Here is a 24519-nt window from a genome sequence, read left to right on the forward strand (position 1 = left end):
TCGTTATGCTAGCATACGAGCCCCGCTAAACACCCGTTCCTGCGACGTGAAGCGTTCTCAGGATGACCATGAATTGTTCGAGAGTTCTGTCGATGACCAGTCCTGCCCAGATTGAAGAACTGAAGACGTTGGTTGAGCCGGGCAAGGTCCTGACCGATGCCGATTCCCTGAACACCTATGGCAAGGACTGGACCAAGCAATTCGCGCCCGCCCCGACGGCCATTGTCTTTCCCAAGACCATCGAGCAGGTGCAGGCCATTGTCCGTTGGGCCAATGCGCATAAGGTGGCGCTGGTGCCCTCCGGCGGGCGCACCGGTTTGTCCGCCGCTGCCGTTGCGGCGAATGGCGAAGTGGTGGTGTCTTTCGACTACATGAACCAGATACTCGACGTGAACCTGACCGACCGCACCGCCGTGTGCCAACCAGGGGTGGTGACCGAGCATCTGCAAAATGTCGCCGAAGAGAAGGGCCTGTATTACCCGGTGGACTTCGCTTCCGCTGGTTCCAGTCAGATTGGCGGCAATATCGGCACCAATGCCGGCGGAATCAAGGTTATTCGCTATGGCATGACCCGCAACTGGGTGGCGGGCATGAAAGTGGTGACCGGCAAGGGCGACCTGCTGGAGCTGAACCACGACCTGATCAAGAACGCCACCGGCTACGACATGCGACAGCTGTTCATCGGTGCCGAAGGTACCCTCGGGTTTGTGGTCGAGGCGACCATGCGCCTGGACCGCGCACCGAAAAACCTCACGGCCATGGTGCTGGGCGCCGCCGATCTCGACTCGATCATGCCGGTGTTGCACGCCTTCCACGGCAAGCTCGACCTGACTGCTTTCGAGTTTTTCTCTGACAAGGCCCTTGCCAAGGTCATGGCGCGTGGCGATGTGCCGGCGCCGTTCGACACCGAATGCCCGTTCTACGCGCTGCTGGAGTTCGAGGCGACCACCGAGGAAGTGGCCAACCTGGCGCTGGAAATCTTTGAGCACTGCGTGGAGCAAGGCTGGGTGCTGGACGGCGTGATGAGTCAGAACCAGACCCAGTTGCAGAACCTGTGGAAGTTGCGCGAGTACATTTCCGAGACGATCTCCCACCGCACGCCTTACAAAAACGATATTTCGGTCACAGTGTCCAAAGTCACTGCGTTCCTGCAGGAAATTGATGAGATCGTCGCTGAAGACTACCCGGACTTTGAAGTCGTCTGGTACGGCCACATCGGTGACGGCAACCTGCACCTGAACATCCTCAAGCCGGAAGACCTGGGCAAGGACGAGTTTTTCGCCCGGTGCGCAACGGTCAACAAGCGGGTGTTCGAAACCGTTGAGCAGTACAACGGATCGATTTCCGCCGAGCACGGCGTGGGGCTGGTCAAGCGCGACTACTTGACCTACAGCCGCTCACCGGTTGAGATCGAGTACATGAAGGCGCTCAAATCGGTGTTCGATCCGAACGGCATCATGAACCCGGGCAAGATATTCGCTGTTTGAATCAATGAACCAGGAGTCGGTAATGAGCTATCAGCACCAGTATGTCGACGGTACGCGTATCCACTTTCCTTTGGGAAAAGTGGTGTGCATCGGGCGCAACTACGCCGAACACGCCAAGGAGCTGGACAACCCGGTTCCTACAGAGCCGCTGCTGTTCATCAAGCCAGGCAGTTGCGTGGTGCCACTGGAAGGTGGTTTCAGCATTCCCACCGAGCGTGGCTCGGTGCATTACGAAGCGGAAATCGCCGTGCTGATCGGCAAGCCGCTGTCGACCAAGCCTAGCCGCGAAGAAGTGCTGGACGCCATTTCCGGTTTTGCGCCAGCCCTGGACCTGACCCTGCGCGACAAGCAGGCCGAGTTGAAATCCAAGGGGTTGCCATGGGAAATCGCCAAGTCCTTCGACGGCGCTGCGGTGATTGCTCCATTCGTGGTCGGCAGCACGTTCGCTGACCTGACCGACATCGGCATCCGCCTGACCATCAACGGCGAAGTGCGTCAGGATGGCAACAGCAGCGCCATGCTCAACCCGATCGTGCCCATGATCCAGCACATGGCGGCCTGCTTCTCGCTGCAAGCCGGCGACGTAATCCTCACCGGCACGCCAGTGGGCGTTGGCCCGCTGAATGTGGGTGACGAAATCGTCCTCGAACTGCCAGACGCCAGCCGCTTCACCAGCAGCGTACGCTGATCTGCTTTCTGTAGGAGCGAGCGCCTCGACATGCTCGCTCCTACAGGGGCGGGGTGGTGAATAACAAGGCAAACCCGCCATTTGCCATTTTTTTCACATCCTCTCCGGATAATTCGTGGATTAACGGCGTCTGAGCCGGGCCCAACTGTGCTATTACCTCTAGCCTGAATTTCTGGAACGCATCTCTCGATGGCCACCCAACCGCTGCCTTCGCTCAAGACTGCCCGCCGCCCGCGTTTCTTCATGCGCTGGTATGCCTGGCTTTTGTTGGTTGCCGGCGCGGCGTACGGCCTGGCGTTTGCGATGCATTGGGATGACCGTGGCCTGCTCTGGATAATGGAGCGCTTTGAAAGTACGGCAGAGCGCCAGGAAAGCATCTGGTTGCCGGACTATCGGGTGGTGATCGATGCCAAGGCGTTGCCGGGGATGGAAAAGGACGAAGCATCGGACCTTGCCTACGACCCGCAAACCAAGACCCTGTTCGCGGTCATGGGCAAGAACCCGTTCTTGGTCGAGCTGACCTTGCAGGGCGAGGTGTTGCGCAAGATGCCGTTGGTGGGCTGGAGCAATCCGGAAGGGGTGACGGTCATGGGGAATGGTCGGTTGGCTATCGTCGATGAACGCCAGCATTTGTTGGTCATCGTCAAGGTGGACGCCGACACCCGCGAGCTGAACATGTCCAACTTCGCAAAATACGACCTTGGCCCCTCTGCGGACCAGAATAAAGCCTTCGAAGCGGTCGTCTGGGATGCAAAAAACCAGCAGATGCTGCTGGGTGAGGAGCGCCCCGCAGCGCTGTTTACCTGGAAGAGTGCCGACGGTCAGACGCTGACTGGCGACAAACAAAAGCTGGCCAGTGACGAACTCGACATCCGCAACCTGTCGGCCCTGGCCATCGATCCTCGAACCCGGCATACCCTGGTGCTGTCTGCTGACTCTCATCTGTTGCTGGAGCTCGACGAGAAGGGCGAACAAGTGAGCTTCATGACCGTGCTGGGCGGTTTCAACGGGCTGAAAAAGACCATCCCGCGCGCTGAGGGCGTGACCATGGACGAGGCAGGCACGCTGTACATGGTCAGCGAGCCCAACTTGTTCTATCGTTTCGAGAAGCAGAACTGATCCGCGTTTTGTAGGAAGCGCGACGCTCAGTTGTAGGCTGGGGCTAATGGCCATTAAGCTTGGATTCAGACTGCCGTGGTATTTCATCCACCTGTTCTGATATCCGAGCCTTCCCGATGCGTCGATTTGCCCGTCCCAAACCCCTGATTCTGATCCTGCTGGCGATTGCGCTGCTCATCCTGCTCACCATCGGCCAGTACCTGAGGCTGTTCGAGCGCGCCTGGTTCAACCTGTACACGCTTTGGCAGCCGGAAAGCGCGCAGTCCATCGGGCTGGATCGCTACCTTGTCACCCTCGAAGGCCGGACCATCGAAGGCCTGGATGACGATGTGTCGGCACTGACTTTCGATCCGGTGCGCAAAAGCCTGTTCACCGTCACCAACAAAAACTCGGAGCTGATCGAACTGTCGCTGCAAGGCCAGATCATCCGGCGCATTGCGCTGATCGGTTTCGGTGATCCTGAAGCCGTGGAGTTCATCAGCGCCGACACCTACGTGCTTACCGACGAGCGCCAGCAGCGGTTGATCAAGATTCATCTGGAAGAAGACACCACCTTCCTCGACGCTGCCGACGCCGAACAGATGACGCTTGGCGTGCACATGAGCAGTAACAAGGGTTTCGAAGGCCTGGCCTATGATTCGGTCGGCAAGCGTCTGTTTGTCGCCAAGGAGCGCGACCCGATGTTGATCTACGAAGTGCAGGGTTTCCCGCATTACAACCCGGAAAAGTCGTACGCCGTCCACGTGGTCAACAACCCCAAGCGGGATGCGGGAATGTTCGTTCGAGACCTCTCCAGCCTGCAATACGACGAGCGCAGCGGCCATTTACTCGCGCTGTCCGACGAGTCGCGACTGATTCTGGAACTGGATGTCGACGGTCGCCCTTTGAGCACGATGTCGCTGAGCAAGGGGCGCCAGGGGCTGACGAAAACGGTGCCGCAAGCGGAAGGCATGGCCATGGATGACGACGGTACGCTGTATCTGGTGAGCGAGCCGAACCTGTTTTATGTGTTCAAGAAGCCCTAAGAACACAGAACCCCTGCAGGAGCGAGCACGCTCGCGATGGTGGCTCAGGCACCGAGGGGTGTCAGGCTGCCAGCGTTGCCTGTGCATTTCTTCCCGAGCATGCTCGCTTCTACAGGGTATTGGGATTGAGGTTACTGCGCCTTCAGCGTCTTCACGCCTTCGCTCGTGCCCAGCAACAGCAGGTCCGCCGGTCGCGCCGCGAACAAGCCGTTGGTGACCACGCCGACAATCGCGTTGATCTGCGCTTCCAGCTCCACCGGATTGGTGATCTGCAGGTTGAACACGTCGAGGATGATGTTGCCGTTGTCGGTCACAACGCCTTCACGGTAAACCGGGTCGCCGCCCAGTTTGACCAGTTGACGGGCCACGTGGCTGCGGGCCATCGGGATCACTTCCACCGGCAGCGGGAATTCGCCAAGCACCGGCACCAGTTTGCTGGCGTCGGCGATGCAGATGAAGGTCTTGGCCACGGCGGCGACGATCTTCTCGCGCGTCAGGGCCGCGCCGCCGCCCTTGATCAGGTTCAGGTGCTCGTCGCTTTCGTCGGCGCCGTCGACGTAGAACTCCAGGTCGCTGACGGTGTTCAGTTCGTACACTGGAATGCCGTGGCCCTTGAGGCGTGCAGCGGTGGCTTCGGAGCTGGCGACCGCGCCGTCGAAGGCGCCCTTGTGCTGGGCCAGGGCGTCGATGAAGCAATTGGCGGTGGAGCCGGTGCCGACCCCGACGACGCTCTTGTCATCGAGTTTCGGGAGGATGAAGTCGACGGCAGCCTGGGCCACGGCCTGTTTGAGTTGATCCTGGGTCATGCGGGCTCCGAAAGCGGGCAAGGGTAGACGGAAAGGCCCGCATTATAGCGCCATGATGGGTTAAAACCTCTTCATTCGTGTGGTCGCATGGCCGAAATGCGGGTTAGACTCCCCGGTTCCGCCCAAGCCGCCCAGTGATGCTTTCCGATGCTCGAACAGTACGTCAAGAAGATCCTCACCTCGCGCGTTTATGACGTTGCCGTAGAAACCCCATTGCAGACTGCCCGCCAGCTCTCCGAGCGGCTGGGCAACAGTATTTTGCTCAAGCGTGAAGACTTGCAGCCGGTGTTCTCGTTCAAGATTCGTGGGGCCTATAACAAGCTCACGCAACTGAGCGACGAAGAGCGCGCCCGTGGCGTGGTGACGGCTTCGGCGGGCAACCACGCACAAGGCCTGGCCCTGGCGGCAAAAGTACTGGGTGTGAAAGCCACCATCGTCATGCCCAAGACCACTCCGGAAATCAAGGTCGAGGGCGTGCGTTCGCGGGGCGGCAAAGTGGTGCTGCACGGGGATTCGTTCCCGGAAGCCCTGGCCTTCTCGCTGAAGCTGGTCGATGAAAAAGGCTACGTCTACATCCACCCCTACGATGACCCTCACACCATCGCGGGGCAGGGCACGGTGGCGATGGAGATTTTGCGCCAGCAACCGGGCCGCCTGGATGCGATCTTCGTGCCGGTGGGCGGTGGTGGCCTGATCGCCGGCATTGCGGCGTATGCCAAGTACCTTCGTCCTGAGATCAAAATCATCGGCGTCGAGCCCGACGACTCCAACTGTCTGCAAGCGGCCATGGCAGCGGGTGAGCGTGTCGTACTGCCGGCCGTGGGCATCTTTGCCGATGGCGTGGCGGTGGCCCAGATCGGTCAGCACACCTTCGATATCTGCAAGGATTACGTCGATGAGGTGATCACCGTCAGCACCGACGAAATTTGCGCGGCGATCAAGGATATCTACGACGATACCCGCTCGATCACCGAACCTGCCGGCGCTCTGGGCGTCGCCGGCATCAAGAAGTACGTGGAGCAGCGCGGTGTCACCGGGCACACTTTTGTAGCCATCGATTCCGGCGCCAACGTCAACTTCGACCGTCTTCGCCACGTCGCCGAGCGCGCCGAGCTGGGTGAAGGCCGCGAAGCCATCATTGCCGTGACCATTCCGGAAAAACCGGGCAGCTTCAAGGCATTCTGCGAAGCCATCGGCAAGCGCCAGATCACCGAATTCAATTATCGCTACAACACCGGCAGCGAAGCCCACATTTTCGTTGGCGTACAGACGCACCCGGAAAACGATCCGCGCAGCAAGCTGCTCGCCAGTTTGACCGAACAGGGGTTCCCGGTGCTGGACCTGACCGACAACGAACTGGCCAAACTGCACATCCGTCACATGGTCGGTGGTCGCGCGGCCCAGGTTGTGGACGAAGTGGTGCTGCGTTTTGAGTTCCCAGAGCGACCGGGTGCGTTGTTCAACTTCCTCAGCAAGCTTGGCGGGCGCTGGAACATCTCGATGTTCCATTACCGCAACCATGGCGCGGCGGACGGCCGTGTGGTCGCCGGCCTGCAAGTGCCCCACGAAGAGCGTCATCTGGTGCCGGCGGCGCTTGAGGAAATCGGCTACCCGTACTGGGATGAAAGCGACAACCCGGCCTATCAGCTGTTTCTTGGCTGAACGGCTACGCTGATGGGCAAGGCATAAGGAAATCGAACCATGGAAACATTAACCGCCCTGAAGATGGCGCATGTCGTGGCCACCGCGCTGTTGTTGCTCTGCGCGCTGGGCCTGGCGATTTGGGTCTGGCGCACGCGGCACCAAGGGGACACCACGGCGGCCAGCCGCACGTTGCAACGGCCGCGGGTGTTTGTCTGGCTGGTGATGGGGCTGGCGCTGTTGAGCTTGCCTTTCACGGGGTGGGCGATGGTGCACCGGGTGGGCTGGCCACTGGGCCAGACCTGGCTTCTGGCCTCCAGCGTGCTCTACACCGTGGCGGCACTGGCGTGGTTCTGGTTGCTGGTGCGCCTGAACAAGCTGCGCAAGACCCCGGGAGGCGTGGGCAGGTTCAGTTTCGCCCTGGCGTTGTTCAGTTTTGTCTGCTTTATCGCCATTGCGGGGTTGATGGGGGCTAAACCAGTCTGAAGCGTGCACCTTCCCTGTAGGAGCGAGCTTGCTCGCGATGGGGGACCGGACACCGCGGGGTGTCAGGCTGCCAACTTTATCGTTGGCGACCATCGCGAGCATGCTCGCTCCTGCAGAAGACGGTCATCAGTCGCGCAGACTGATGACCGGCCAGCCTCGTTTCTCGGCCTCGGCGCGCAAGTTCGGGTCCGGGTCCACTGCCACCGGGTTCGTCACCTGCTCCAGCAGCGGCAGGTCATTCATCGAATCGCTATAGAAATAGCTGTCTTCCAGCGAATGCCCGGTTTCTTCCAGCCAGCGGGTCAGGCGTGTCACTTTGCCTTCACGAAAGCATGGGATGTCGGTGCTGCGCCCGGTGTAGCGGCCATCGACCATTTCGCACTCGGTGGCGATCAGGGTTTCGACGCCCAGTCGTGCGGCAATCGGCCCGGTGACAAAACGGTTGGTGGCGGTGATGATCACCAGCTTGTCGCCCGCTTCACGGTGCTTGGCTAAAAGGGCCATGGCCTTGGGCAGCACGATAGGCTCGATGCAGTCGCGCATGTAATCCAGGTGCCATTCGTCCAGCGTGGCCATTTCGGTGCGACCGAGCACTTCCAGGCAAAAATTCAGGTAGGCGGCGTTATCCAGCTGGCCGGCGAGATAATCCTGATAGAACGCATCATTGCGGGTCTTGTAGGCCACGGCGTCGAGAAAGCCGCGTTCACACAGGTAATCGCCCCAGGCGTGGTCACTGTCGCCGCCCAGGAGGGTGTTGTCCAAGTCGAATAAAGCCAGGCGCATTGCGGTTACTCGCTGAAAAGTCTGTAGAAAGGCGCCCAGAATACGGACTTTTCACCAGAGTGCACATAAGGTCGGTCGGCGCGTTGCTGCCTTCACGACCTTTGTGGAACAATGCGGCGACATGCGTTTGCGAGGTTGTTGCCGTGATCGACCCCGATGGTTTCCGCCCCAATGTCGGGATCATTCTCACGAATGATGCCGGACAGGTGCTATGGGCTCGCCGTATCAATCAAGATGCCTGGCAGTTTCCGCAAGGGGGAATCAACCCTCAGGAGACGCCGGAAGACGCCTTGTACCGCGAGCTGAACGAAGAAGTGGGCCTGGAGCGCGAGGACGTTGAAATTCTTGCCTGTACCCGCGGCTGGTTGCGCTATCGTTTGCCGCAACGCCTGGTCCGTACCCACAGCCAACCGCTGTGCATCGGCCAGAAACAGAAATGGTTTCTCCTGCGCCTGATCTCCAACGAGCAGCGGGTGCGGATGGATTTGACCGGTAAACCGGAATTCGATGGTTGGCGCTGGGTCAGCTATTGGTATCCGTTGGGCCAGGTGGTGACATTCAAGCGCGAGGTGTATCGACGCGCTCTCAAAGAGCTTGCCCCGCGCCTTTTAGCGCGCGACTGACGACGGAGTTCGACCCCGAGCCATGCTCAATACGCTGCGCAAGATCGTCCAGGAAGTTAACTCCGCCAAGGATCTCAAGGCGGCGTTGGGGATTATTGTGTTGCGCGTCAAAGAGGCCATGGGCAGCCAGGTCTGCTCGGTCTACCTGCTTGATCCCGAGACCAACCGCTTTGTGCTGATGGCGACCGAGGGCTTGAACAAGCGCTCGATCGGCAAGGTCAGCATGGCACCCAACGAAGGTCTGGTCGGCCTGGTCGGCACGCGTGAAGAACCCCTGAACCTCGAAAACGCCGCGGATCACCCGCGCTACCGCTACTTCGCCGAGACCGGTGAAGAGCGCTACGCCTCATTCCTCGGGGCGCCGATCATTCACCACCGCCGCGTCGTCGGCGTGCTGGTCATCCAGCAAAAGGAACGTCGCCAGTTCGATGAAGGTGAAGAAGCCTTCCTGGTGACCATGAGCGCGCAGCTCGCCGGGGTTATCGCCCATGCCGAGGCCACCGGCTCGATCCGTGGCCTTGGCCGTCAGGGCAAGGGCATTCAGGAAGCCAAGTTCGTCGGTGTGCCGGGTTCACCGGGCGCGGCCGTCGGTACGGCGGTGGTCATGCTGCCACCGGCCGACCTTGACGTAGTGCCAGACAAAACCATCGTCGACATCGACGCGGAACTCAAGCTGTTCAAGACCGCCATCGAGGGCGTGCGCGCCGACATGCGCGCGTTGTCCGCCAAGCTGGCCACCCAGTTGCGGCCCGAAGAGCGGGCCCTGTTCGACGTCTACCTGATGATGCTGGACGACGCGGCGCTGGGCAATGAAGTCACCACCGTAATAAAGACCGGACAGTGGGCCCAGGGCGCTTTGCGTCAGGTGGTCACCGATCACGTCAACCGTTTCGAATTGATGGACGACGCCTACCTGCGTGAGCGGGCCTCGGACGTCAAGGACCTGGGGCGCCGCCTGCTCGCCTATTTGCAGGAAGAGCGCCAGCAGAACCTGGTCTATCCGGAAAAAACCATTCTGGTCGCCGAGGAACTGACCCCGGCCATGCTCGGGGAAGTGCCGGAGGGCACGCTGGTTGGCCTGGTCTCAGTCCTCGGTTCGGGCAACTCTCACGTCGCGATCCTGGCGCGGGCCATGGGCATCCCGACCGTGATGGGCCTGGTCGATTTGCCGTATGCCAAGGTCGACGGCATCGAGATGATCCTCGATGGCGTGCGCGGTGAAGTCTTTACCAACCCGAGCGATGTACTGCGCAAGCAGTTCGCTGAAGTGGTGGAGGAAGAGAAACAGCTGGCGCTGGGGCTTGATTCCCTGCGCGACCTGCCTTGTGTGACCGTCGATGGTCACCGCATGCCGCTGTGGGTCAACACCGGCCTGCTGGCCGACGTGGCGCGTGCGCAGAAGCGTGGCGCCGAGGGAGTGGGCCTGTACCGCACCGAAGTGCCGTTCATGATCAACCAGCGCTTCCCCAGCGAAAAGGAACAACTGGCAATCTACCGCGAGCAGCTCGCCGCGTTCCACCCGCAACCCGTGACCATGCGTACGCTGGACATCGGTGGCGACAAGGCGCTGTCGTACTTCCCGATCAAGGAAGACAACCCGTTCCTGGGCTGGCGCGGCATCCGCGTCACCCTCGACCACCCGGAAATTTTCCTGGTGCAGACCCGGGCGATGCTCAAGGCCAGCGAAGGCCTGAACAACCTGCGCATCCTGCTGCCGATGATCTCGGGCATCCACGAACTCGAAGAAGCGTTGCACCTGATTCACCGGGCCTGGGGCGAGGTGCGCGACGAAGGCACCGATGTGCCGATGCCGCCGATTGGTGTGATGATCGAGATTCCGGCAGCGGTGTATCAGACCAGGGAGCTGGCGCGGCAGGTGGACTTCCTGTCGGTCGGCTCCAACGACCTGACCCAGTACCTGCTCGCCGTGGACCGCAACAACCCGCGGGTGGCCGACCTCTACGACTACCTGCACCCGGCGGTCTTGCAAGCCCTGCAAACCGTGGTGCGCGATGCCCATGCCGAAGGCAAGCCGGTGAGTATTTGCGGCGAGATGGCCGGCGATCCGGCGGCAGCGGTGCTGTTGACCGCGATGGGCTTTGACAGTCTGTCGATGAACGCCACCAACCTGCCAAAGGTGAAGTGGATGCTGCGCCAGATCAACCTGGACAAGGCCAAGGAGCTGCTGGCAGAGCTGATGACCATCGACAACCCGCAGGTTATCCACAGCTCGTTGCAACTGGCGCTGAAGAACCTTGGATTGGCGAAGATGGTCAATCCGGCGGCGGCGAAGGCGGTCTAGATCGGCGGTGCGCCCATCGTCGGAGCGCCGCCCGGAGCAAGCCCGCTTCCACAGTGTTCGGTGTGAAACACAAATTGTGTGTACACCAAAAAAACCTGTGGGAGCGGGCTTGCCCGCGAAGGCGGCAGCCCAAACACCACAAAGCCTAGATCCTGACCTCAACCTCCCCAAGATGCCCGCCATACGGCCCAAAGCTGCGCTCAACCAGATGCCGCGCCCCATCCGCCTGCACGATCAACGCCGTACTCGCCCGGGTCCCATAGCTCTGGCTGGCAATGAAAACACTCGACAGCAGCGACTCGGTCGCCAACCCCACCCCGGTGTCCGGCAATTCGGCGAACGGCGCGGTCTGCGCGTCGCTCAGCAAGGCCAGAAGCTTCTCGGGTTGGGGATCGTCCAGCAACGTCTCCAGCCCCGCCCGCGCCTTGAGCAATTTGGGCCAAGGAGTGTCCAACCCGGCATTGGACAATCCGTAGACGCCCGGCGGCAATAAAACCGCCTCAGCGTCCCGGGCGTGGTAATGCCACAGTTCGTTGGCATTGCCGACCAGCAGGTTGAACCCGGCATATTCCAGCGAACGTCCGACAACGTCGTCCAGATAGTCATCAATGGGCATATCGCCTGCGAGAAAGCGCGCCACCAACTCGCCACGGGATTTGCGTGCCGCAGGTTGATGAGGGTCACGAATATTGGTCAATGCTGCAAAACGCCTGTTGGCGCCGACACCGAGCCAGGTGCCGCCAGCCTCCAGATCGCGACCGGCATAAACCTGTGGGTTTTCTTCCCATTGCGCCAGCGGCAGGCTGGGCCGGGCGTAGAATTCGTCACGGTTGGCCGCAACGATCAGCGGCTGGGCGTGACCCGGGCGCCAGGCAAAGACAATCAGGCACATAAGGTGGTCCTTGTGTGTTTTTTGCCCACTCTACGCAGACATCGCTCATCGTTCCATCGGCTTGCACAGTGGAGCCAAGTGCCATGCATCCGTTACCATGCCGCGCAGGTTTAATGGTGTACAGGGATCGCCCATGGAATTTCTGCTCTATCTGGCGCTTGGCGCCTGCGCAGGTGTGCTGGCCGGTCTGTTTGGCGTGGGTGGCGGGATCATCATCGTGCCGGTGCTGGTGTTCAGTTTCACCTTGCAGGGCTTCGATGCTTCCATCCTGACGCACCTGGCGGTCGGTACCTCGCTGGCGACGATCATTTTTACCTCGGTCAACGCGGTGCGCGAGCATCATCGTCGGGGCGCCGTGCGCTGGCCGATCTTTGCGTGGATGACCGTTGGCATTCTGCTGGGTGCCGGTTTTGGTGCGCTGACTGCGGAGGCGATCTCCGGTCCCAACCTGCAAAAGATCATCGGCGTGTTCGCCCTGGTGATCGCGGTGCAACTGGCGTTGGACTTCAAGCCCAAAGCCAGCCGAACGGTGCCCGGCAAAGTCGGTCTGACCCTCGCCGGTACGGTGATCGGCTGGGCCTCGGCGATATTCGGAATTGGCGGTGGTTCGTTGACCGTACCGTTCCTGACCTGGCGCAGTGTGCCGATGCAGCAGGCCGTGGCCACTTCATCTGCCTGCGGCTTGCCGATAGCTCTGGCAAGTGCATTAAGTTTCATGATTCTGGGGTGGCACGATCCGTTGTTGCCGGCCCATAGTCTCGGTTTTGTTTACCTGCCGGCGCTGCTGGGCATTGCCCTGACCAGCATGATCTTTGCTCGATTGGGTGCAAGGTTGGCCCACAAGCTGTCGCCGCGCTTGCTCAAAAGGCTGTTCGCCGCTTTGCTGTTCTGCGTCGGTTTGAGTTTCCTGCTCTGACGCACCGCACAATCCTGGCTTAATCCTGGCATGACAGCGTCCGCCGGGAATTTTGAAAGTTTTAACGCTAATGAGGAGTCGCAATGCTGCCTTACCCGCAGATCGACCCGGTGGCCCTGGCCATCGGTCCGCTGAAAATCCACTGGTACGGGTTGATGTACCTGATTGGCATCGGCGGTGCGTGGCTGCTGGCATCGCGCCGGCTCAACCGCTTCGACCCGACCTGGACCAAGGAAAAACTTTCCGACATGGTGTTCTGGATGTCGATGGGCGTCATTGTCGGCGGTCGACTGGGTTACGTGCTGTTCTATGACCTGAGCGCATACCTGGCCAACCCGATGCTGATCTTCGAGGTGTGGAAGGGCGGCATGTCGTTCCACGGTGGTTTCATCGGTGTGATGCTGGCGGCGTTGTGGTTCGGCAAGAAGAACGACAAGTCGTTCTTCCAACTGATGGACTTCGTTGCGCCGATGGTGCCGATCGGCCTGGGTGCCGGGCGTATCGGTAACTTCATCAACGCTGAATTGTGGGGCAAGGCGACCGACGTGCCATGGGCCATGGTCTTCCCGCCGTTCAGCGATCCGGCTCAATTGCCGCGCCATCCGTCGCAGCTCTATCAATTCGCCCTGGAAGGCGTCGCGCTGTTCCTGATCCTGTGGCTGTTCTCGCGCAAACCGCGGCCAACCATGGCTGTGTCGGGGATGTTCGCACTGTTCTATGGCATCTTCCGTTTCATCGTCGAATTCGTCCGCGTACCGGATGCGCAACTGGGCTATCTGGCCTGGAACTGGCTGACCATGGGTCAGGTGCTGTGTGTGCCGATGATCGTCGGTGGCCTCTTCCTGATCTGGCTGGCCTACAATCGCGCACCGGCGCCGCCAGCGGCTGCCGCCTAAATTCGAACCCCGGGGATTGCGCCCCGGGTTCAAGGACACAGGTAACTCATGAAGCAATATCTCGAACTGGTCGCCCACGTCATCAAGAACGGCACCAAGCAGGCCAACCGCACCGGCGTGAACACCATCAGCTTCCCCGGCGCGATGCTGCGGTATGACCTGCAGGAAGGTTTTCCGGCGATCACCACGCGCAAGATGGCTTTCAAATCCGCCATCGGCGAAATGTGCGGTTTCCTGCGTGGCGTGAACAACGCCGCGCAATTCCGCGACCTGGGTTGCAAGGTCTGGGACCAGAACGCCAACGAAAATGCCCAGTGGCTGGCCAACCCGTTCCGCCAAGGTGAAGATGACCTCGGCGAGATCTACGGCGTGCAATGGCGCAAATGGCCGGCGTACAAGCAAATCCCCTTGAGCAACCCGGCCGCCATCGAGCAGACGCTGAACCAGGGTTATCGCCAGATCGCCGAAGGCGAAGAAAACGGCCAGGCTTATGTGGTGCTGTACAAGGCCATTGATCAGGTCCGCCAGTGCGTCGATACCATCATCAAGGACCCGGGTAGCCGCCGTATCCTGTTCCACGGCTGGAACGTCGCGCAACTGGATGAAATGGCCCTGCCGCCCTGCCACCTGCTGTACCAGTTCCACCCGAACGTCGAGACCAGGGAGATTTCCCTGACGCTCTACATTCGTTCCAACGACCTGGGCCTGGGCACGCCGTTCAACCTCACCGAAGGCGCCGCGCTGCTGAGCCTGATCGGTCGCCTGACCGGCTACACGCCGCGCTGGTTCACGTATTTCATCGGCGACGCCCACGTCTATGAAAACCACCTGGACATGCTCAACGAACAGCTCAAGCGTGAGCCGTTCCCGATGCCGAAGCTGGTGATCAGCGACCGCGTGCCGGAGTTCGCCAAGACGGGCGTTTATCAGCCCGAGTGGCTGGAACAGGTCGAGCCGAGTGATTTCTCGCTCGAAGGTTATCAGCACCACGCACCGATGACGGCGCCGATGGCGGTGTAACACCGGACGTACCCCCTGTAGGAGCGAGCATGCTCGCGATGGAGTACTAGGCACCGCGGGGTGTCAGGCAGCCAGCGTTATCGTTGACGACCATCGCGAGCATGCTCGCTCCTACAGGTACAGGGTAGGGGTGTGCTCAGCTCAATGGCCGTGACTACGGCCTACATGTGAATGCTCCACCTCCGTCGCCACCACGCCGCCACTGACTTCCAGGCGTTGCAAAATTCCGCATTGATCGACCTCCGGCCCTTCGCCACAACGGCGGCGCAGGTCGATGAGTTGTGCCTGTAGCGCCAGCAAGCCGTCGATTCGTGCCTTCACGTGATGAATGTGTTCGTCCACCAACGCATTCACGCTTTCACACTGATCCTGCGGGCTGTCGCGAAAGGCCAGCAGGGCGCGGATTTCCTCAAGGGTCATGTCCAGGGTGCGGCAGTTGCGGATGAAGGTCAGGCGTTCGGCGTGGGCCTGGGTATAGACGCGGTAGTTGCCGTCGCTGCGGGCCGGCTCCGGCAGCAGGCTTTCGCGCTCGTAGTAGCGGATGGTTTCCACGGCGCAGTCGGTGAGTTTTGCCAGTTCGCCGATCTTCATGACGGTCGTCTCCAAAAAGGTGCTTGACCCTATAGTGGCTACAGGGTCTTTACTTGGCAACAGGCACTTTCAAGGACGCGAACAATGAGCGATTCCCGGCACACCCATACCCACGACGATGGGCACGGTCACAAGCTGCAGCCTGTGCATAAACACAACCATGGCGGCCCTGGCGACTCCTGCTGCTCGTCAAAGGCGGCAGCACCGGCGCGAGTGCAACTGAACGAAGCCCCCAGTGCCAACGCCAAGCTGAGCAGCTTTCGCATCGAGGCCATGGACTGTCCGACCGAGCAGACGCTGATCCAGAACAAGCTCGGCAAGCTGACGGGCGTGCAGCAATTGGATTTCAACCTGATCAACCGCGTGTTGGGCGTGACCCACGAGCTGCCGGACACGGCGCCTATCGTCGAGGCGATCAAGTCCCTGGGCATGCACGCCGAGCCGCTGGAGCAGGGCGTCGAAACGCCGGCGCCAAGCGCTGAGAAAAAACCCTGGTGGCCGCTGGCGCTGTCCGGCGTAACTGCGCTCGGTGCCGAAGTGGTGCATTTCACGAGTGCGGCGCCGGATTGGGTGGTGGCGATCATTGCGCTGATTTCGATCTTCAGTGGCGGCCTGGGCACCTACAAGAAGGGCTGGATCGCCCTGAAGAACCTCAACCTGAACATCAACGCGCTCATGAGTATCGCGGTGACTGGCGCGATTCTGATCGGCCAGTGGCCGGAGGCGGCCATGGTGATGTTCCTGTTCACCGTGGCTGAATTGATCGAGGCCCGGTCTCTGGACCGGGCTCGCAATGCCATCAGCGGCTTGATGCAGATGGCTCCGGACCGGGCGACGGTATTGCAGGCCGACGGCAGTTGGCTGGAGGAGGACGTCAAGACCCTCGCACTGGGCGCTCGGGTGCGCGTGCGGCCGGGCGAGCGTATCGGCCTGGACGGAGAGGTGGTGTCCGGCAGTTCGACCATCGATCAGGCGCCGATCACCGGCGAAAGCCTGCCGGTGGAGAAGACGGTGGGTGACAAGGTGTTTGCCGGCACCATCAATCAGGCCGGTTCACTGGAGTATGCGGTCACCGCCTTGGCCAGCCAATCGACCCTGGCGCGCATCATCCACGCCGTCGAGCAGGCTCAAGGCGCGCGCGCCCCCACCCAGCGTTTCGTCGACCAGTTCTCGAAGATCTACACCCCGGCGGTGTTTGTCCTGGCGCTGGCTGTGGCAGTGATTCCACCGCTGTTCATGGGCGCGGCGTGGTTCGATTGGATTTATCGGGCGTTGGTATTGCTGGTGGTTGCCTGTCCTTGTGCGCTGGTGATTTCCACGCCAGTGACCATCGTCAGCGGCCTCGCGGCGGCGGCGCGTAAAGGCATTCTCATCAAGGGTGGCGTCTACCTGGAAGGCGGACACAAGCTCGACTACCTGGCGCTGGACAAGACCGGTACCCTCACCCACGGCAAACCGGTGCAGACCGATTACCTGGCACTCGACCCTACGGCTGAAGCCTCGGCACCGACGATTGCGGCGGCGTTGGCCGGACGCTCGGACCACCCGGTATCGCTGGCGATCGCCCATGCGGCTGTGGATAAAGGTCTGGTGCCTCAGGTTGTGGATAACTTCGAAGCGCTGGCCGGGCGTGGCGTGCGCGGCGAAATCAATGGTCAGGTCTACCACTTGGGCAACCATCGCCTGGTGGAAGAGTTGAACCTGTGCTCGCCCGCGCTGGAGGAAAAGCTGTTCGCGCTGGAGAAACAGGGCAAATCCGTGGTGCTGCTGCTTGACGCCTCCGGCCCGCTGGCGCTGTTTGCCGTGGCGGATACGGTGAAGGACTCGAGCCGCGAAGCGATCGAGCAATTGCATGAGCTGGGCATCAAAACCCTGATGCTGACCGGCGACAACGTCCACACTGCCCAGGCGATAGCCGCGCAGGTGGGCATCGATGAAGCCAAAGGCGATCTGTTGCCGACCGACAAGTTGCAAGCTATCGAGGCGCTGTATGCCAAGGGCCATCAGGTGGGCATGGTGGGCGACGGCATCAACGACGCCCCGGCGCTGGCCCGTGCACAGATCGGTTTCGCGATGGCGGCAGCCGGCACCGATACCGCGATCGAAACCGCCGATGTCGCGCTGATGGACGACGATTTGCGCAAGATCCCGGCGTTCATCCGTCTTTCGCGGAACACGTCGAGTATCCTCAAACAGAACATTGCCCTTGCATTGGTGATCAAGGCGATCTTTCTTGCGGTAACCTTCTTCGGGTTCGCCACCATGTGGATGGCGGTGTTCGCCGACATGGGCGTGAGCCTGCTGGTGGTGTTCAACGGTTTGCGCCTGTTGCGCAAGTAATGGATGAGGGGCGGCTGTGCTGAGTGCCGAGCTGAAGGCGTTTTACATGGTGGCCCGCCTGGGCAGCATCACCCTGGCAGCGAAAAAACTCGGGCTGAGCCAGCCCACGGTAACGACTCAGATTCGTCAGCTGGAAAGCCAGTACTCGGTGGAGTTGTTCTACCGGGGCGGGCGCCGCCTCAGCGTCAGCGATGACGGCGCGCGGCTGTTGCCGATGGTCAAGGTGCTTTTGCAGCAGGAAGCCGACATCGAATTTTTCCTGCGCAACAGTGGCCAGGTCCAGGGCACCTTGCGCATTGCGGCGACGGCGCCGTATTACATCCTCGACCTGGTGAAGACCTTTCGCGAGCGCCTGCCCCAGGTCGAGGTCTCGGTGGAAATCGGCAATTCCCAACAGGTGCTCGAAGCGCTTGAGGAGTACCGGGTGGATGTCGCCGCGTCTTCCCAGTTGCTCGAGGATGCGCGGCTGATTCGCCGGGTGCTCGGTAGCGATCCGCTGGTGCTGGCGGTGCATCGCAGTCACCCGTTGGCGGTGCACGATCATGTGCCGCTCAGTGCGCTGGCCGGGCATACGTTGCTGATGCGCGAGGCGGGCTCGACGACCCGTCGCCTGACCGAAGAGTTGCTGGCCGGTGCCGGCGTGGATTTCGGCCCGCTGCTGGAGATTGGCAGCCGCGAGTCGATTCGTGAGGCGGTGTTGCGCAATATCGGCATCAGCATCATTGCTCGCCAGGAAGTGCCCCATGATCCGCAGTTGCGGGTGCTGACGCTCGAAAATGCTCCGCAGATTCCCGAGTACCTGTATTGCCTCAAGGAGCGCAAGGGCGCGCGGTTACCAGCGGCTTTTCTGGGGGTGGCGCAGGAGATGGCGCCGGTTTGAGATCTTCGGCGCCTGTGCCGGCCCCATCGCGGGCAAGCCCGCTCCCACACATTGGATTTGTGGTGTTTGAACGGCCCCTGTGGGAGCGGGCTTGCCCGCGATGGGGCCAGAACAGTCAACCCAAATCCGCGAATATCACTATCAGCGGTTTTTGCCTCACTGCCACATGACGGTCTCATTACAACTCTAGGATGGTTCTCATCTGCCAGATGAGGCCTGTCCATGAACCACTCGATCACAACTGCCCTGACCACTCCCGGCGCACCGATGAAAGTGCGGGGCGTGCAGAAACGCTTCGGCGCATTTACCGCGTTGGATAACGTCTCGCTGGACGTGGCAGCCGGTGAGCTGGTGTGTTTGCTGGGCCCGTCGGGTTGCGGCAAGACCACTTTGCTGCGCTGCATCGCCGGTCTGGAGAAGCAGGACGACGGTGAGTTGTTCCTCGGTGCTCGCAACGTTTCGGACCTGCCGCCCCAGGCCCGGGATTACGGCATTCTGTTTCAGTCCTACGCGCTGTTTCCCAATCTGACCGTGGAAGCGAACATTGCCTACGGCCTCGCCGGCAGTAGCCGGGAGGAATCGCGCCAGCGTGTCGGCCAGATGCTGGAGCTGGTGGGCCTGATCGGCAGTGAAAAAAAGTACCCCGGCCAGTTGTCTGGCGGCCAGCAGCAGCGGGTGGCTCTGGCCCGCGCCCTGGCGCCGTCACCTTCATTGTTGCTGCTGGATGAGCCGATGTCGGCGCTCGATGCGCGGGTTCGTGAGCACCTGTGCACCGAGCTGCGCCAATTGCAGCGCAGCCTCGGCATCACCACCCTGATGGTCACGCACAACCAGGACGAGGCCATGTTGATGGCCGACCGCATCGCCGTGATGAACAACGGCAAGGTCGAGCAGTACGCCACGCCCCAGGAAATCTACGATCGCCCCGCCACGCCCTTCGTCGCGGAATTCGTTGGCCAGGGCAATTGGCTGCCATTCCATCGCAGCAGCGACAGCCACGCCCGGGTCGGCGGGTTGAACATGCGCTTGCAGGATGGCAGCGCGAAAACCGCCTCCGGCCGCCTGTTCTGCCGTCCGGAAGCGATCAGCATCAACCCGGTGGTGCACGAAGAAAACCTGTTTCCCGCTCGGGTTCGCGAGATCACCTTTCTCGGCAACCGATGCCGCATGAGCTTCGAGCTCGATCAACTGCCCGGCCATGCGCTCCTGGCGGAACTGGCGCCAGAAGCCATGCCGCGCCTGGGTGCCCAGCAGATCATGGTCGCGCTGCCACCCCGCAGTCTGCAGGTGTTTGCCTGATGAGTGCCAACGTCGCGCTGCCGATGCCGCGCAAGCGGGTTCGGCAAGCTTCCCGTGCCGAGATCGGCGACCGGCTGTTTGTCGTCGGTGGCAAGGTCTTGTTGCTGGTGCTGCTGACCCTGGCAGTGTTGATGCCGCTGCTGGCGATCTTCTGGCGCGGTTTCAGCTCGCAGGCCGGGCAGGGCGGGGGCCTGGCGGCGGCCAGCGAGTTGCTGGGCAGCGCCAATTTCCACTGGCTGCTGGGCAACAGCCTGAAGGTCTCCCTCAGCGTCGCGGCCATCGTCATACCGCTGGCCTACCTTTTTGCCTACGCCCTGCAACGCACGATGATTCCCGGCAAAGGCCTTTGGCGTGGCATCTCGTTGCTGCCATTGATGGCGCCTTCGATGCTGCCGGGTATCGCGCTGGTCTACCTGTTCGGCAATCAGGGCATGCTGCGCGGTTTGCTCTCGGACAACATCTACGGTTTCTGGGGCATCGTGGTGGGCGAGGTCATCTACACCTTCCCACACGCCTTGATGATTTTGCTGTCGGCGCTGTCGCTGGCTGATGCGCGTCTGTTCGATGCCGCCTCGAGCATGGGCGCCAGCCCCGCCAAAGCGTTTCGCAGCATCACTTGGCCGGCCACGCGTCAGGCCGTGTTCGCCGCGTTCTGTCTGGTGTTTACCCTGACCATCACCGACTTCGGCGTGCCCGTGGTGGTCGGTGGCGACTATCAGGTGCTGGCGCTGGAGGCCTACAAGGCGGTGGTCGGGCAGCAGCAGTTCGGTCGGGGCGCGTTGATCGGCATGGTCCTGCTGTTGCCGGCGCTGTTCAGCTTTGGCGTCGATGCCTGGTTGCGTCGCCGTCACGGCGATTCCATGAGCGGTCGGGCGCAGGTATTCAAACCGGCGCCTTCGAAAGGTCGGGATGGTTGTTACCTGGCCATCGTGGTGTTGATCTGCGCAGCGCTGTTGCTGGTGTTCGGCATGGCGGTGTTCTCATCCCTGGTGAAGTTCTGGCCGTACAACCTGTCGCTGTCGCTCAACCATTACCAGTTCAACGACACGGCGGGCGGAGGCTGGCTCGCCTACGGCAACAGCGTGAAGATGGCCCTGTATTCAGCATTGATCGGCAGTGTGCTGATCTTCACTGGCGCTTACCTGATGGAAAAAACCAAAGGCCAACGCGGCCTGAACCTTGCCCTGCGCCTGCTCAGCTTCGTGCCGATGGCGGTGCCGGGGCTGGTGCTCGGCCTGGGTTATGTTTTCTTTTTCAACATTCCAGGCAACCCGCTGCATGTGCTCTACGCAACGATGGCCCTGCTGGTGATCTGCACCATTGCTCATTATTTGACCACCGCGCAAATGACCGCGACCACCGCGCTACGCCAGCTCGACGCCGAGTTCGAAGCCGCCGCGCTGTCGCTCAAGGCGCCGCTGTACCGGCATTACCTGCGGGTCACTGTGCCGATCTGTCTGCCGGCGATTCTGGACATCGTGCGCTACCTGTTCGTCTCAGCCATGACCACCGTTTCGGCGGCGATCTTCCTCTACAGCCCCGACACCATCCTTGCGGCGGTGGCAGTGCTGAACATGGATGACGCCGGCAACGTCGGCGGCGCGGCGGCGATGTCGACCCTGATTCTGTTCACCTCGGCCAGCGTGTCGCTGCTGCTGGCCGGTGCTTCGCGCGGCTTGCTGCGCCGCTCCCAGGCCTGGCGGCAGACCGCGCCCGGTCATTGACTCGCCCCAACCGTCCTCAACTCAAAAACAGGAAAAGATCATGTTCAAGCCCATGGCCCTGGCCGCCGCTGTCCTCACCGCTTTCAGCCTGAACGCCTTTGCGGCAACCACCGAGTTGACGGTGTACACCGCCCTCGAAGCCGAACAACTGAAGACCTACAAACAAGCCTTCGAAAAGGCCAACCCGGACGTGGAGATCAAGTGGGTACGCGATTCCACCGGCATCATCACCGCCAAGCTGCTGGCCGAAAAAGCCCGTCCGCAAGCGGATGCCGTGTGGGGCCTCGCCGCATCCAGCCTGGCGATCCTCGACCAACAGGGCATGCTGCAAAGCTACGCGCCGAAGGATCTGGGCAAGATCGGCGGCAACTACCGCGACGCCGCCAACCCTCCGGCCTGGGTCGGCATGGATGTCTGGGCCGCGACCATCTGCTTCAACACCGTCGAAGCCGAGAAGCAGGGCCTGACCAAACCGGTGAGCTGGCAAGACCTGACCAAGCCGGAGTACAAGGGCAAAATCGTCATGCCGAACCCGGCATCGTCCGGCACCGGTTTCCTAGACGTCAGCGCCTGGTTGCAGACTTTCGGCGAGAAGCAGGGCTGGCAGTACATGGACGACCTGCACCAGAACATCGGCCAGTACGTTCATTCCGGCTCCAAGCCGTGCAAGCTGGCGGCGGCCGGTGAATTCCCGATAGGCATTTCCTTTGAATACCCGGCCGTCCAACTCAAGCGCCAGGGCGCGCCGCTGGACATCATCCTGCCGAAGGAAGGCCTGGGCTGGGAGATCGAGGCGACTGCGGTGATCAAGGGCACGCCACATGAAGAGGCGGCGAAGAAGCTCGCAGACTTCTCGGCCAGCCCTGAGGCGATGGAACTCTATAAAGAGAACTTCGCCGTGCTCGCCCAGCCAGGCATCGCCAAGCCGCAAACCGAACTGCCGGCCGATTACGAGCAGCGCCTGATCAAGAACGACTTTGCCTGGGCCTCGAAGAACCGCGACGAGATCCTGACCGAGTGGCGCAAGCGCTATGACGGCAAGTCCGAGAAAGTGGCGGCCAAGTAAATCTTCATCGGCTGAGAGGGCCTCATCGCGGGCAAGTCGAGTCGTCGCACCGCCGCTCCTACAGGGGGCGGTGGTGTTCACAAATTTTGTGTTCACTGGCTCCCCTGTAGGAGCTGGCTTGCCAGCGATAGCGGTCTTGAATTCAGAGAAAAAACCCAATGACACACCACAACGACCTGCTGATCGTCGGCGCCGGCATCCTCGGCCTGTCCCACGCCTACGCCGCCGCCCGGCGTGGCCTCAAGGTTCGTGTTTTCGAACGCAGCGCCACGCCGCTCGGCGCCTCGGTGCGCAACTTTGGCCAGGCGCTGGTTACGGGCCAGCCACCGGGAATGATGCTCGAACTGGCCAAGGCCAGTCGCGACATCTGGGGCCAGTGGACGCAGCTCGCCGGCCTGCAACTCAAGCGCAACGGCTCGTACCTGTTCGCCCGCACCGAAGCCGAAGAGCACTTGCTTGAAGCCTTCTGCGCCGGTCGTGCCTTGGAACACGATTACCGCGTCGAGCTGCTGCGCGGCGCTGCCCTGCGCGATCTGTACGGTGGGCATTTCAGCCATCATCGCGCCGCGTTGCACGGCCTGGATGACCAGCAACTGTATTCGCGCGAAGCCCTGCCGGCCTTGATCGAGTACCTGCGTCGCGAACTGAATGTTGAATTTCACTTCTCAACCCTGGTGCGCGATGTCGAGCCGGGCCGCCTGCACAGCACCGCGGGCAGCTTTAGCGCGGGCCAGATCATCGTCTGCTCCGGTCACGATTATCAGACCCTTCTGGCCGAGCCGATCGCCCAACTCGAGCCGCAGATCTGCCGCCTGCAAATGCTGCGCGCCCGGCCGCAGGCCAATCTCAACCTGCAGCACGCAGTGCTCACCGGTTTGAGCTGCGTGCACTACGGTGCGTTCGCCGATCTGCCAGAAGCTCGCGCGATACAGGCGCAAATTCTGCGGGACGAGCCGCATCTGCATGAAAACGGCATTCACTTGCTGATCAGCCCGACTCCTTATGGCGAACTGATCATCGGTGATTCACACCACTACGGCAGCGACGCCTCGCCGTTCAATGCCGAGCAGGTGGACGACTGGATGATCGAATTGGCCGAGCAGACGCTGCGCTGCAAGGTGCAGGTGGTTGAGCGCTGGCAAGGTGTCTACGGTTCGCGCGGACCGGGGCCGTTCTCGTTCTTGCGCCCGGCCGAGGGTTTGAGCGTTGCGCTGATGCACACCGGCGTCGGCATGAGCGTCGGGCCGGCGATGGCCGAACGTAATGTTGCAACCTTGTTGGGAGAGTGTTGATGGACCGGCAAGCCCAAGTGATCGCCGAGGTGTTCGGGTTGTACGAGCGCTTCGGCGACCACGATTACATCGGCGAGCCCGTGTCGCAGATCGAGCACATGTCCCAGGCCGCCGAACTGGCCATCGCTGAAGGCTTCGACGATGAAGTGGTGCTGGCGGCGTTCTTTCATGACATCGGCCACATTTGCGCCGAGAGTGCGCCAAACATGGGCGGTTTTGGTGTCGTCAGCCATGAACGCCTGGGGGCTGAATATCTGCGGCGTGCCGGTTTCAGCGAGCGCCTGACACGGCTGGTGGAGTACCACGTGCAGGCCAAGCGTTATCTGACACTGAAAGAGCCTGGGTACTACGAGCGCCTGAGCGAAGCGAGCCGACGAACTCTGGAGTACCAGGGTGGGGTGATGAGTGCTGAAGAAGCGGACGCTTTCGAGCAGGACCCGCTCTGTGCGGTGAGTTTGCGCATGCGTCAGTGGGATGAGATGGCCAAGCAACTATGGGTGCCGGTGATGGATCTAGGGGTGTTGAAGGGGATGGCGGCCAGGGTTTTGGCCAGGTCGTAGAGCGAGTCGCCTTCATCGCGAGCAAGCTCGCTCCTACAGGGGGGGGAGCGGGCTTGCTCGCGATGAGGCCGGCACTGACACCG

Annotated in this window: 22 protein-coding genes; 18 read left to right on the forward strand and 4 right to left on the reverse strand. The window is 61.4% G+C overall.

Annotated elements, in window-relative coordinates; all coding sequences use genetic code 11:
* Positions 1-92 precede the first annotated feature (92 nt).
* The 4 genes from AB4O36_RS27430 to AB4O36_RS27445 all read left to right on the forward strand — a co-directional run bounded on the left by AB4O36_RS27430 (position 93) and on the right by AB4O36_RS27445 (position 4319).
* Positions 93-1487, forward strand: a complete 1395-nt coding sequence (locus tag AB4O36_RS27430) for an FAD-binding oxidoreductase (protein WP_460119921.1) — start codon at positions 93-95, stop codon at positions 1485-1487.
* 22 nt (positions 1488-1509) lie between these two features.
* Positions 1510-2175, forward strand: a complete 666-nt coding sequence (locus AB4O36_RS27435) for a fumarylacetoacetate hydrolase family protein (RefSeq protein WP_460119923.1) — start codon at positions 1510-1512, stop codon at positions 2173-2175.
* A 189-nt stretch (positions 2176-2364) separates the two neighbouring features.
* Positions 2365-3294 (forward strand): SdiA-regulated domain-containing protein, encoded by a 930-nt coding sequence (locus tag AB4O36_RS27440; protein ID WP_460140706.1) that lies wholly within the window; start codon positions 2365-2367, stop codon positions 3292-3294.
* A 116-nt stretch (positions 3295-3410) separates the two neighbouring features.
* The gene (locus AB4O36_RS27445) at positions 3411-4319 is read left to right on the forward strand and encodes an SdiA-regulated domain-containing protein (RefSeq protein WP_460140707.1); all 909 of its coding nucleotides are present in this window, start codon (positions 3411-3413) and stop codon (positions 4317-4319) included.
* A gap of 131 nt (positions 4320-4450) precedes the next feature.
* On the opposite strand, the gene rpiA is transcribed toward AB4O36_RS27445, so the two are convergent.
* Entirely contained in the window at positions 4451-5125 is a 675-nt protein-coding gene (rpiA, locus tag AB4O36_RS27450) for a ribose-5-phosphate isomerase RpiA (protein ID WP_460140708.1), read from the reverse strand.
* Between the two features lie 147 nt (positions 5126-5272).
* On the opposite strand from rpiA, the gene ilvA reads away from it, so the two are divergent.
* Both ilvA and AB4O36_RS27460 read left to right on the forward strand, forming a co-directional pair.
* Positions 5273-6787: a threonine ammonia-lyase, biosynthetic gene (ilvA, locus tag AB4O36_RS27455; protein ID WP_460119930.1), complete on the forward strand. Its 1515-nt coding sequence runs from the start codon at positions 5273-5275 to the stop codon at positions 6785-6787.
* 39 nt (positions 6788-6826) lie between these two features.
* Entirely contained in the window at positions 6827-7252 is a 426-nt protein-coding gene (locus AB4O36_RS27460) for a DUF2269 family protein (RefSeq protein WP_460119932.1), read from the forward strand.
* Between the two features lie 126 nt (positions 7253-7378).
* On the opposite strand, the gene AB4O36_RS27465 is transcribed toward AB4O36_RS27460, so the two are convergent.
* Entirely contained in the window at positions 7379-8035 is a 657-nt protein-coding gene (locus AB4O36_RS27465) for a histidinol-phosphatase (RefSeq protein WP_460119934.1), read from the reverse strand.
* Positions 8036-8178: 143 nt separating this feature from the next.
* Between AB4O36_RS27465 and AB4O36_RS27470 the strand changes: the two genes are divergently transcribed.
* Positions 8179-8658 (forward strand): RNA pyrophosphohydrolase, encoded by a 480-nt coding sequence (locus AB4O36_RS27470; RefSeq protein WP_007897732.1) that lies wholly within the window; start codon positions 8179-8181, stop codon positions 8656-8658.
* A gap of 22 nt (positions 8659-8680) precedes the next feature.
* Entirely contained in the window at positions 8681-10960 is a 2280-nt protein-coding gene (ptsP, locus tag AB4O36_RS27475) for a phosphoenolpyruvate--protein phosphotransferase (RefSeq protein WP_460119936.1), read from the forward strand.
* A gap of 145 nt (positions 10961-11105) precedes the next feature.
* Here the strand turns inward: ptsP and AB4O36_RS27480 are convergent, their stop codons facing one another.
* Entirely contained in the window at positions 11106-11852 is a 747-nt protein-coding gene (locus AB4O36_RS27480) for an NRDE family protein (RefSeq protein ID WP_460119938.1), read from the reverse strand.
* Positions 11853-11985: 133 nt separating this feature from the next.
* On the opposite strand from AB4O36_RS27480, the gene AB4O36_RS27485 reads away from it, so the two are divergent.
* From AB4O36_RS27485 to AB4O36_RS27495, 3 genes are all read left to right on the forward strand, one after another.
* Positions 11986-12768, forward strand: a complete 783-nt coding sequence (locus tag AB4O36_RS27485) for a sulfite exporter TauE/SafE family protein (protein ID WP_460119940.1) — start codon at positions 11986-11988, stop codon at positions 12766-12768.
* Between the two features lie 83 nt (positions 12769-12851).
* Positions 12852-13664, forward strand: coding sequence for a prolipoprotein diacylglyceryl transferase (gene lgt, locus AB4O36_RS27490; protein ID WP_460140709.1), 813 nt, complete (start codon positions 12852-12854; stop codon positions 13662-13664).
* A gap of 48 nt (positions 13665-13712) precedes the next feature.
* Entirely contained in the window at positions 13713-14684 is a 972-nt protein-coding gene (locus AB4O36_RS27495; RefSeq protein ID WP_460140710.1) for a thymidylate synthase, read from the forward strand.
* Positions 14685-14825: 141 nt separating this feature from the next.
* On the opposite strand, the gene cadR is transcribed toward AB4O36_RS27495, so the two are convergent.
* Positions 14826-15275 carry a Cd(II)/Pb(II)-responsive transcriptional regulator gene (gene cadR / locus AB4O36_RS27500; RefSeq protein WP_460119945.1) on the reverse strand — a complete coding sequence of 150 codons (450 nt, stop codon included), beginning with the start codon at positions 15273-15275 and terminating at the stop codon, positions 14826-14828.
* A gap of 84 nt (positions 15276-15359) precedes the next feature.
* Here cadR and AB4O36_RS27505 point away from each other — a divergent pair, with 84 nt between their 5' ends.
* From AB4O36_RS27505 to AB4O36_RS27535, 7 genes are all read left to right on the forward strand, one after another.
* A complete protein-coding gene (locus AB4O36_RS27505) occupies positions 15360-17615 on the forward strand; it encodes a heavy metal translocating P-type ATPase (protein WP_460140711.1) in 2256 nt (751 codons plus the stop codon).
* Between the two features lie 16 nt (positions 17616-17631).
* On the forward strand, positions 17632-18495 hold the full coding sequence (locus tag AB4O36_RS27510) for a LysR family transcriptional regulator (RefSeq protein WP_460140712.1): 864 nt from the start codon (positions 17632-17634) through the stop codon (positions 18493-18495).
* Positions 18496-18717: 222 nt separating this feature from the next.
* Positions 18718-19794 carry a putative 2-aminoethylphosphonate ABC transporter ATP-binding protein gene (locus AB4O36_RS27515; RefSeq protein WP_460140713.1) on the forward strand — a complete coding sequence of 359 codons (1077 nt, stop codon included), beginning with the start codon at positions 18718-18720 and terminating at the stop codon, positions 19792-19794.
* Positions 19794-21518, forward strand: a complete 1725-nt coding sequence (locus tag AB4O36_RS27520; RefSeq protein ID WP_460140714.1) for a putative 2-aminoethylphosphonate ABC transporter permease subunit — start codon at positions 19794-19796, stop codon at positions 21516-21518. The genes AB4O36_RS27515 and AB4O36_RS27520 overlap by 1 nt, the downstream gene beginning before the upstream one ends.
* A 40-nt stretch (positions 21519-21558) precedes the next feature.
* The gene (locus tag AB4O36_RS27525; RefSeq protein ID WP_460140715.1) at positions 21559-22584 is read left to right on the forward strand and encodes a putative 2-aminoethylphosphonate ABC transporter substrate-binding protein; all 1026 of its coding nucleotides are present in this window, start codon (positions 21559-21561) and stop codon (positions 22582-22584) included.
* A 158-nt stretch (positions 22585-22742) separates the two neighbouring features.
* Entirely contained in the window at positions 22743-23876 is a 1134-nt protein-coding gene (locus AB4O36_RS27530; RefSeq protein ID WP_460140716.1) for a TIGR03364 family FAD-dependent oxidoreductase, read from the forward strand.
* Entirely contained in the window at positions 23876-24436 is a 561-nt protein-coding gene (locus tag AB4O36_RS27535) for a phosphonate degradation HD-domain oxygenase (protein WP_460140717.1), read from the forward strand. The genes AB4O36_RS27530 and AB4O36_RS27535 overlap by 1 nt, the downstream gene beginning before the upstream one ends.
* The last annotated feature ends 83 nt before the right edge of the window (positions 24437-24519 follow it).

Source organism: Pseudomonas sp. S2_E01, from assembly GCF_054668365.1.

Bases quoted from the DNA above. Each gene is read 5' to 3' on its own strand.
- AB4O36_RS27430 (WP_460119921.1), top strand. From the start codon at position 93: ATGACCAGTCCTGCCCAGATTGAAGAACTGAAGACGTTGGTTGAGCCG.
- AB4O36_RS27435 (WP_460119923.1), top strand. From the start codon at position 1,510: ATGAGCTATCAGCACCAGTATGTCGACGGTACGCGTATCCACTTTCCT.
- AB4O36_RS27440 (WP_460140706.1), top strand. From the start codon at position 2,365: ATGGCCACCCAACCGCTGCCTTCGCTCAAGACTGCCCGCCGCCCGCGT.
- AB4O36_RS27445 (WP_460140707.1), top strand. From the start codon at position 3,411: ATGCGTCGATTTGCCCGTCCCAAACCCCTGATTCTGATCCTGCTGGCG.
- rpiA (WP_460140708.1), bottom strand. From the start codon at position 5,125: ATGACCCAGGATCAACTCAAACAGGCCGTGGCCCAGGCTGCCGTCGAC.
- ilvA (WP_460119930.1), top strand. From the start codon at position 5,273: ATGCTCGAACAGTACGTCAAGAAGATCCTCACCTCGCGCGTTTATGAC.
- AB4O36_RS27460 (WP_460119932.1), top strand. From the start codon at position 6,827: ATGGAAACATTAACCGCCCTGAAGATGGCGCATGTCGTGGCCACCGCG.
- AB4O36_RS27465 (WP_460119934.1), bottom strand. From the start codon at position 8,035: ATGCGCCTGGCTTTATTCGACTTGGACAACACCCTCCTGGGCGGCGAC.
- ptsP (WP_460119936.1), top strand. From the start codon at position 8,681: ATGCTCAATACGCTGCGCAAGATCGTCCAGGAAGTTAACTCCGCCAAG.
- AB4O36_RS27480 (WP_460119938.1), bottom strand. From the start codon at position 11,852: ATGTGCCTGATTGTCTTTGCCTGGCGCCCGGGTCACGCCCAGCCGCTG.
- AB4O36_RS27485 (WP_460119940.1), top strand. From the start codon at position 11,986: ATGGAATTTCTGCTCTATCTGGCGCTTGGCGCCTGCGCAGGTGTGCTG.
- lgt (WP_460140709.1), top strand. From the start codon at position 12,852: ATGCTGCCTTACCCGCAGATCGACCCGGTGGCCCTGGCCATCGGTCCG.
- AB4O36_RS27495 (WP_460140710.1), top strand. From the start codon at position 13,713: ATGAAGCAATATCTCGAACTGGTCGCCCACGTCATCAAGAACGGCACC.
- cadR (WP_460119945.1), bottom strand. From the start codon at position 15,275: ATGAAGATCGGCGAACTGGCAAAACTCACCGACTGCGCCGTGGAAACC.
- AB4O36_RS27505 (WP_460140711.1), top strand. From the start codon at position 15,360: ATGAGCGATTCCCGGCACACCCATACCCACGACGATGGGCACGGTCAC.
- AB4O36_RS27515 (WP_460140713.1), top strand. From the start codon at position 18,718: ATGAACCACTCGATCACAACTGCCCTGACCACTCCCGGCGCACCGATG.
- AB4O36_RS27520 (WP_460140714.1), top strand. From the start codon at position 19,794: ATGAGTGCCAACGTCGCGCTGCCGATGCCGCGCAAGCGGGTTCGGCAA.
- AB4O36_RS27525 (WP_460140715.1), top strand. From the start codon at position 21,559: ATGTTCAAGCCCATGGCCCTGGCCGCCGCTGTCCTCACCGCTTTCAGC.
- AB4O36_RS27530 (WP_460140716.1), top strand. From the start codon at position 22,743: ATGACACACCACAACGACCTGCTGATCGTCGGCGCCGGCATCCTCGGC.
- AB4O36_RS27535 (WP_460140717.1), top strand. From the start codon at position 23,876: ATGGACCGGCAAGCCCAAGTGATCGCCGAGGTGTTCGGGTTGTACGAG.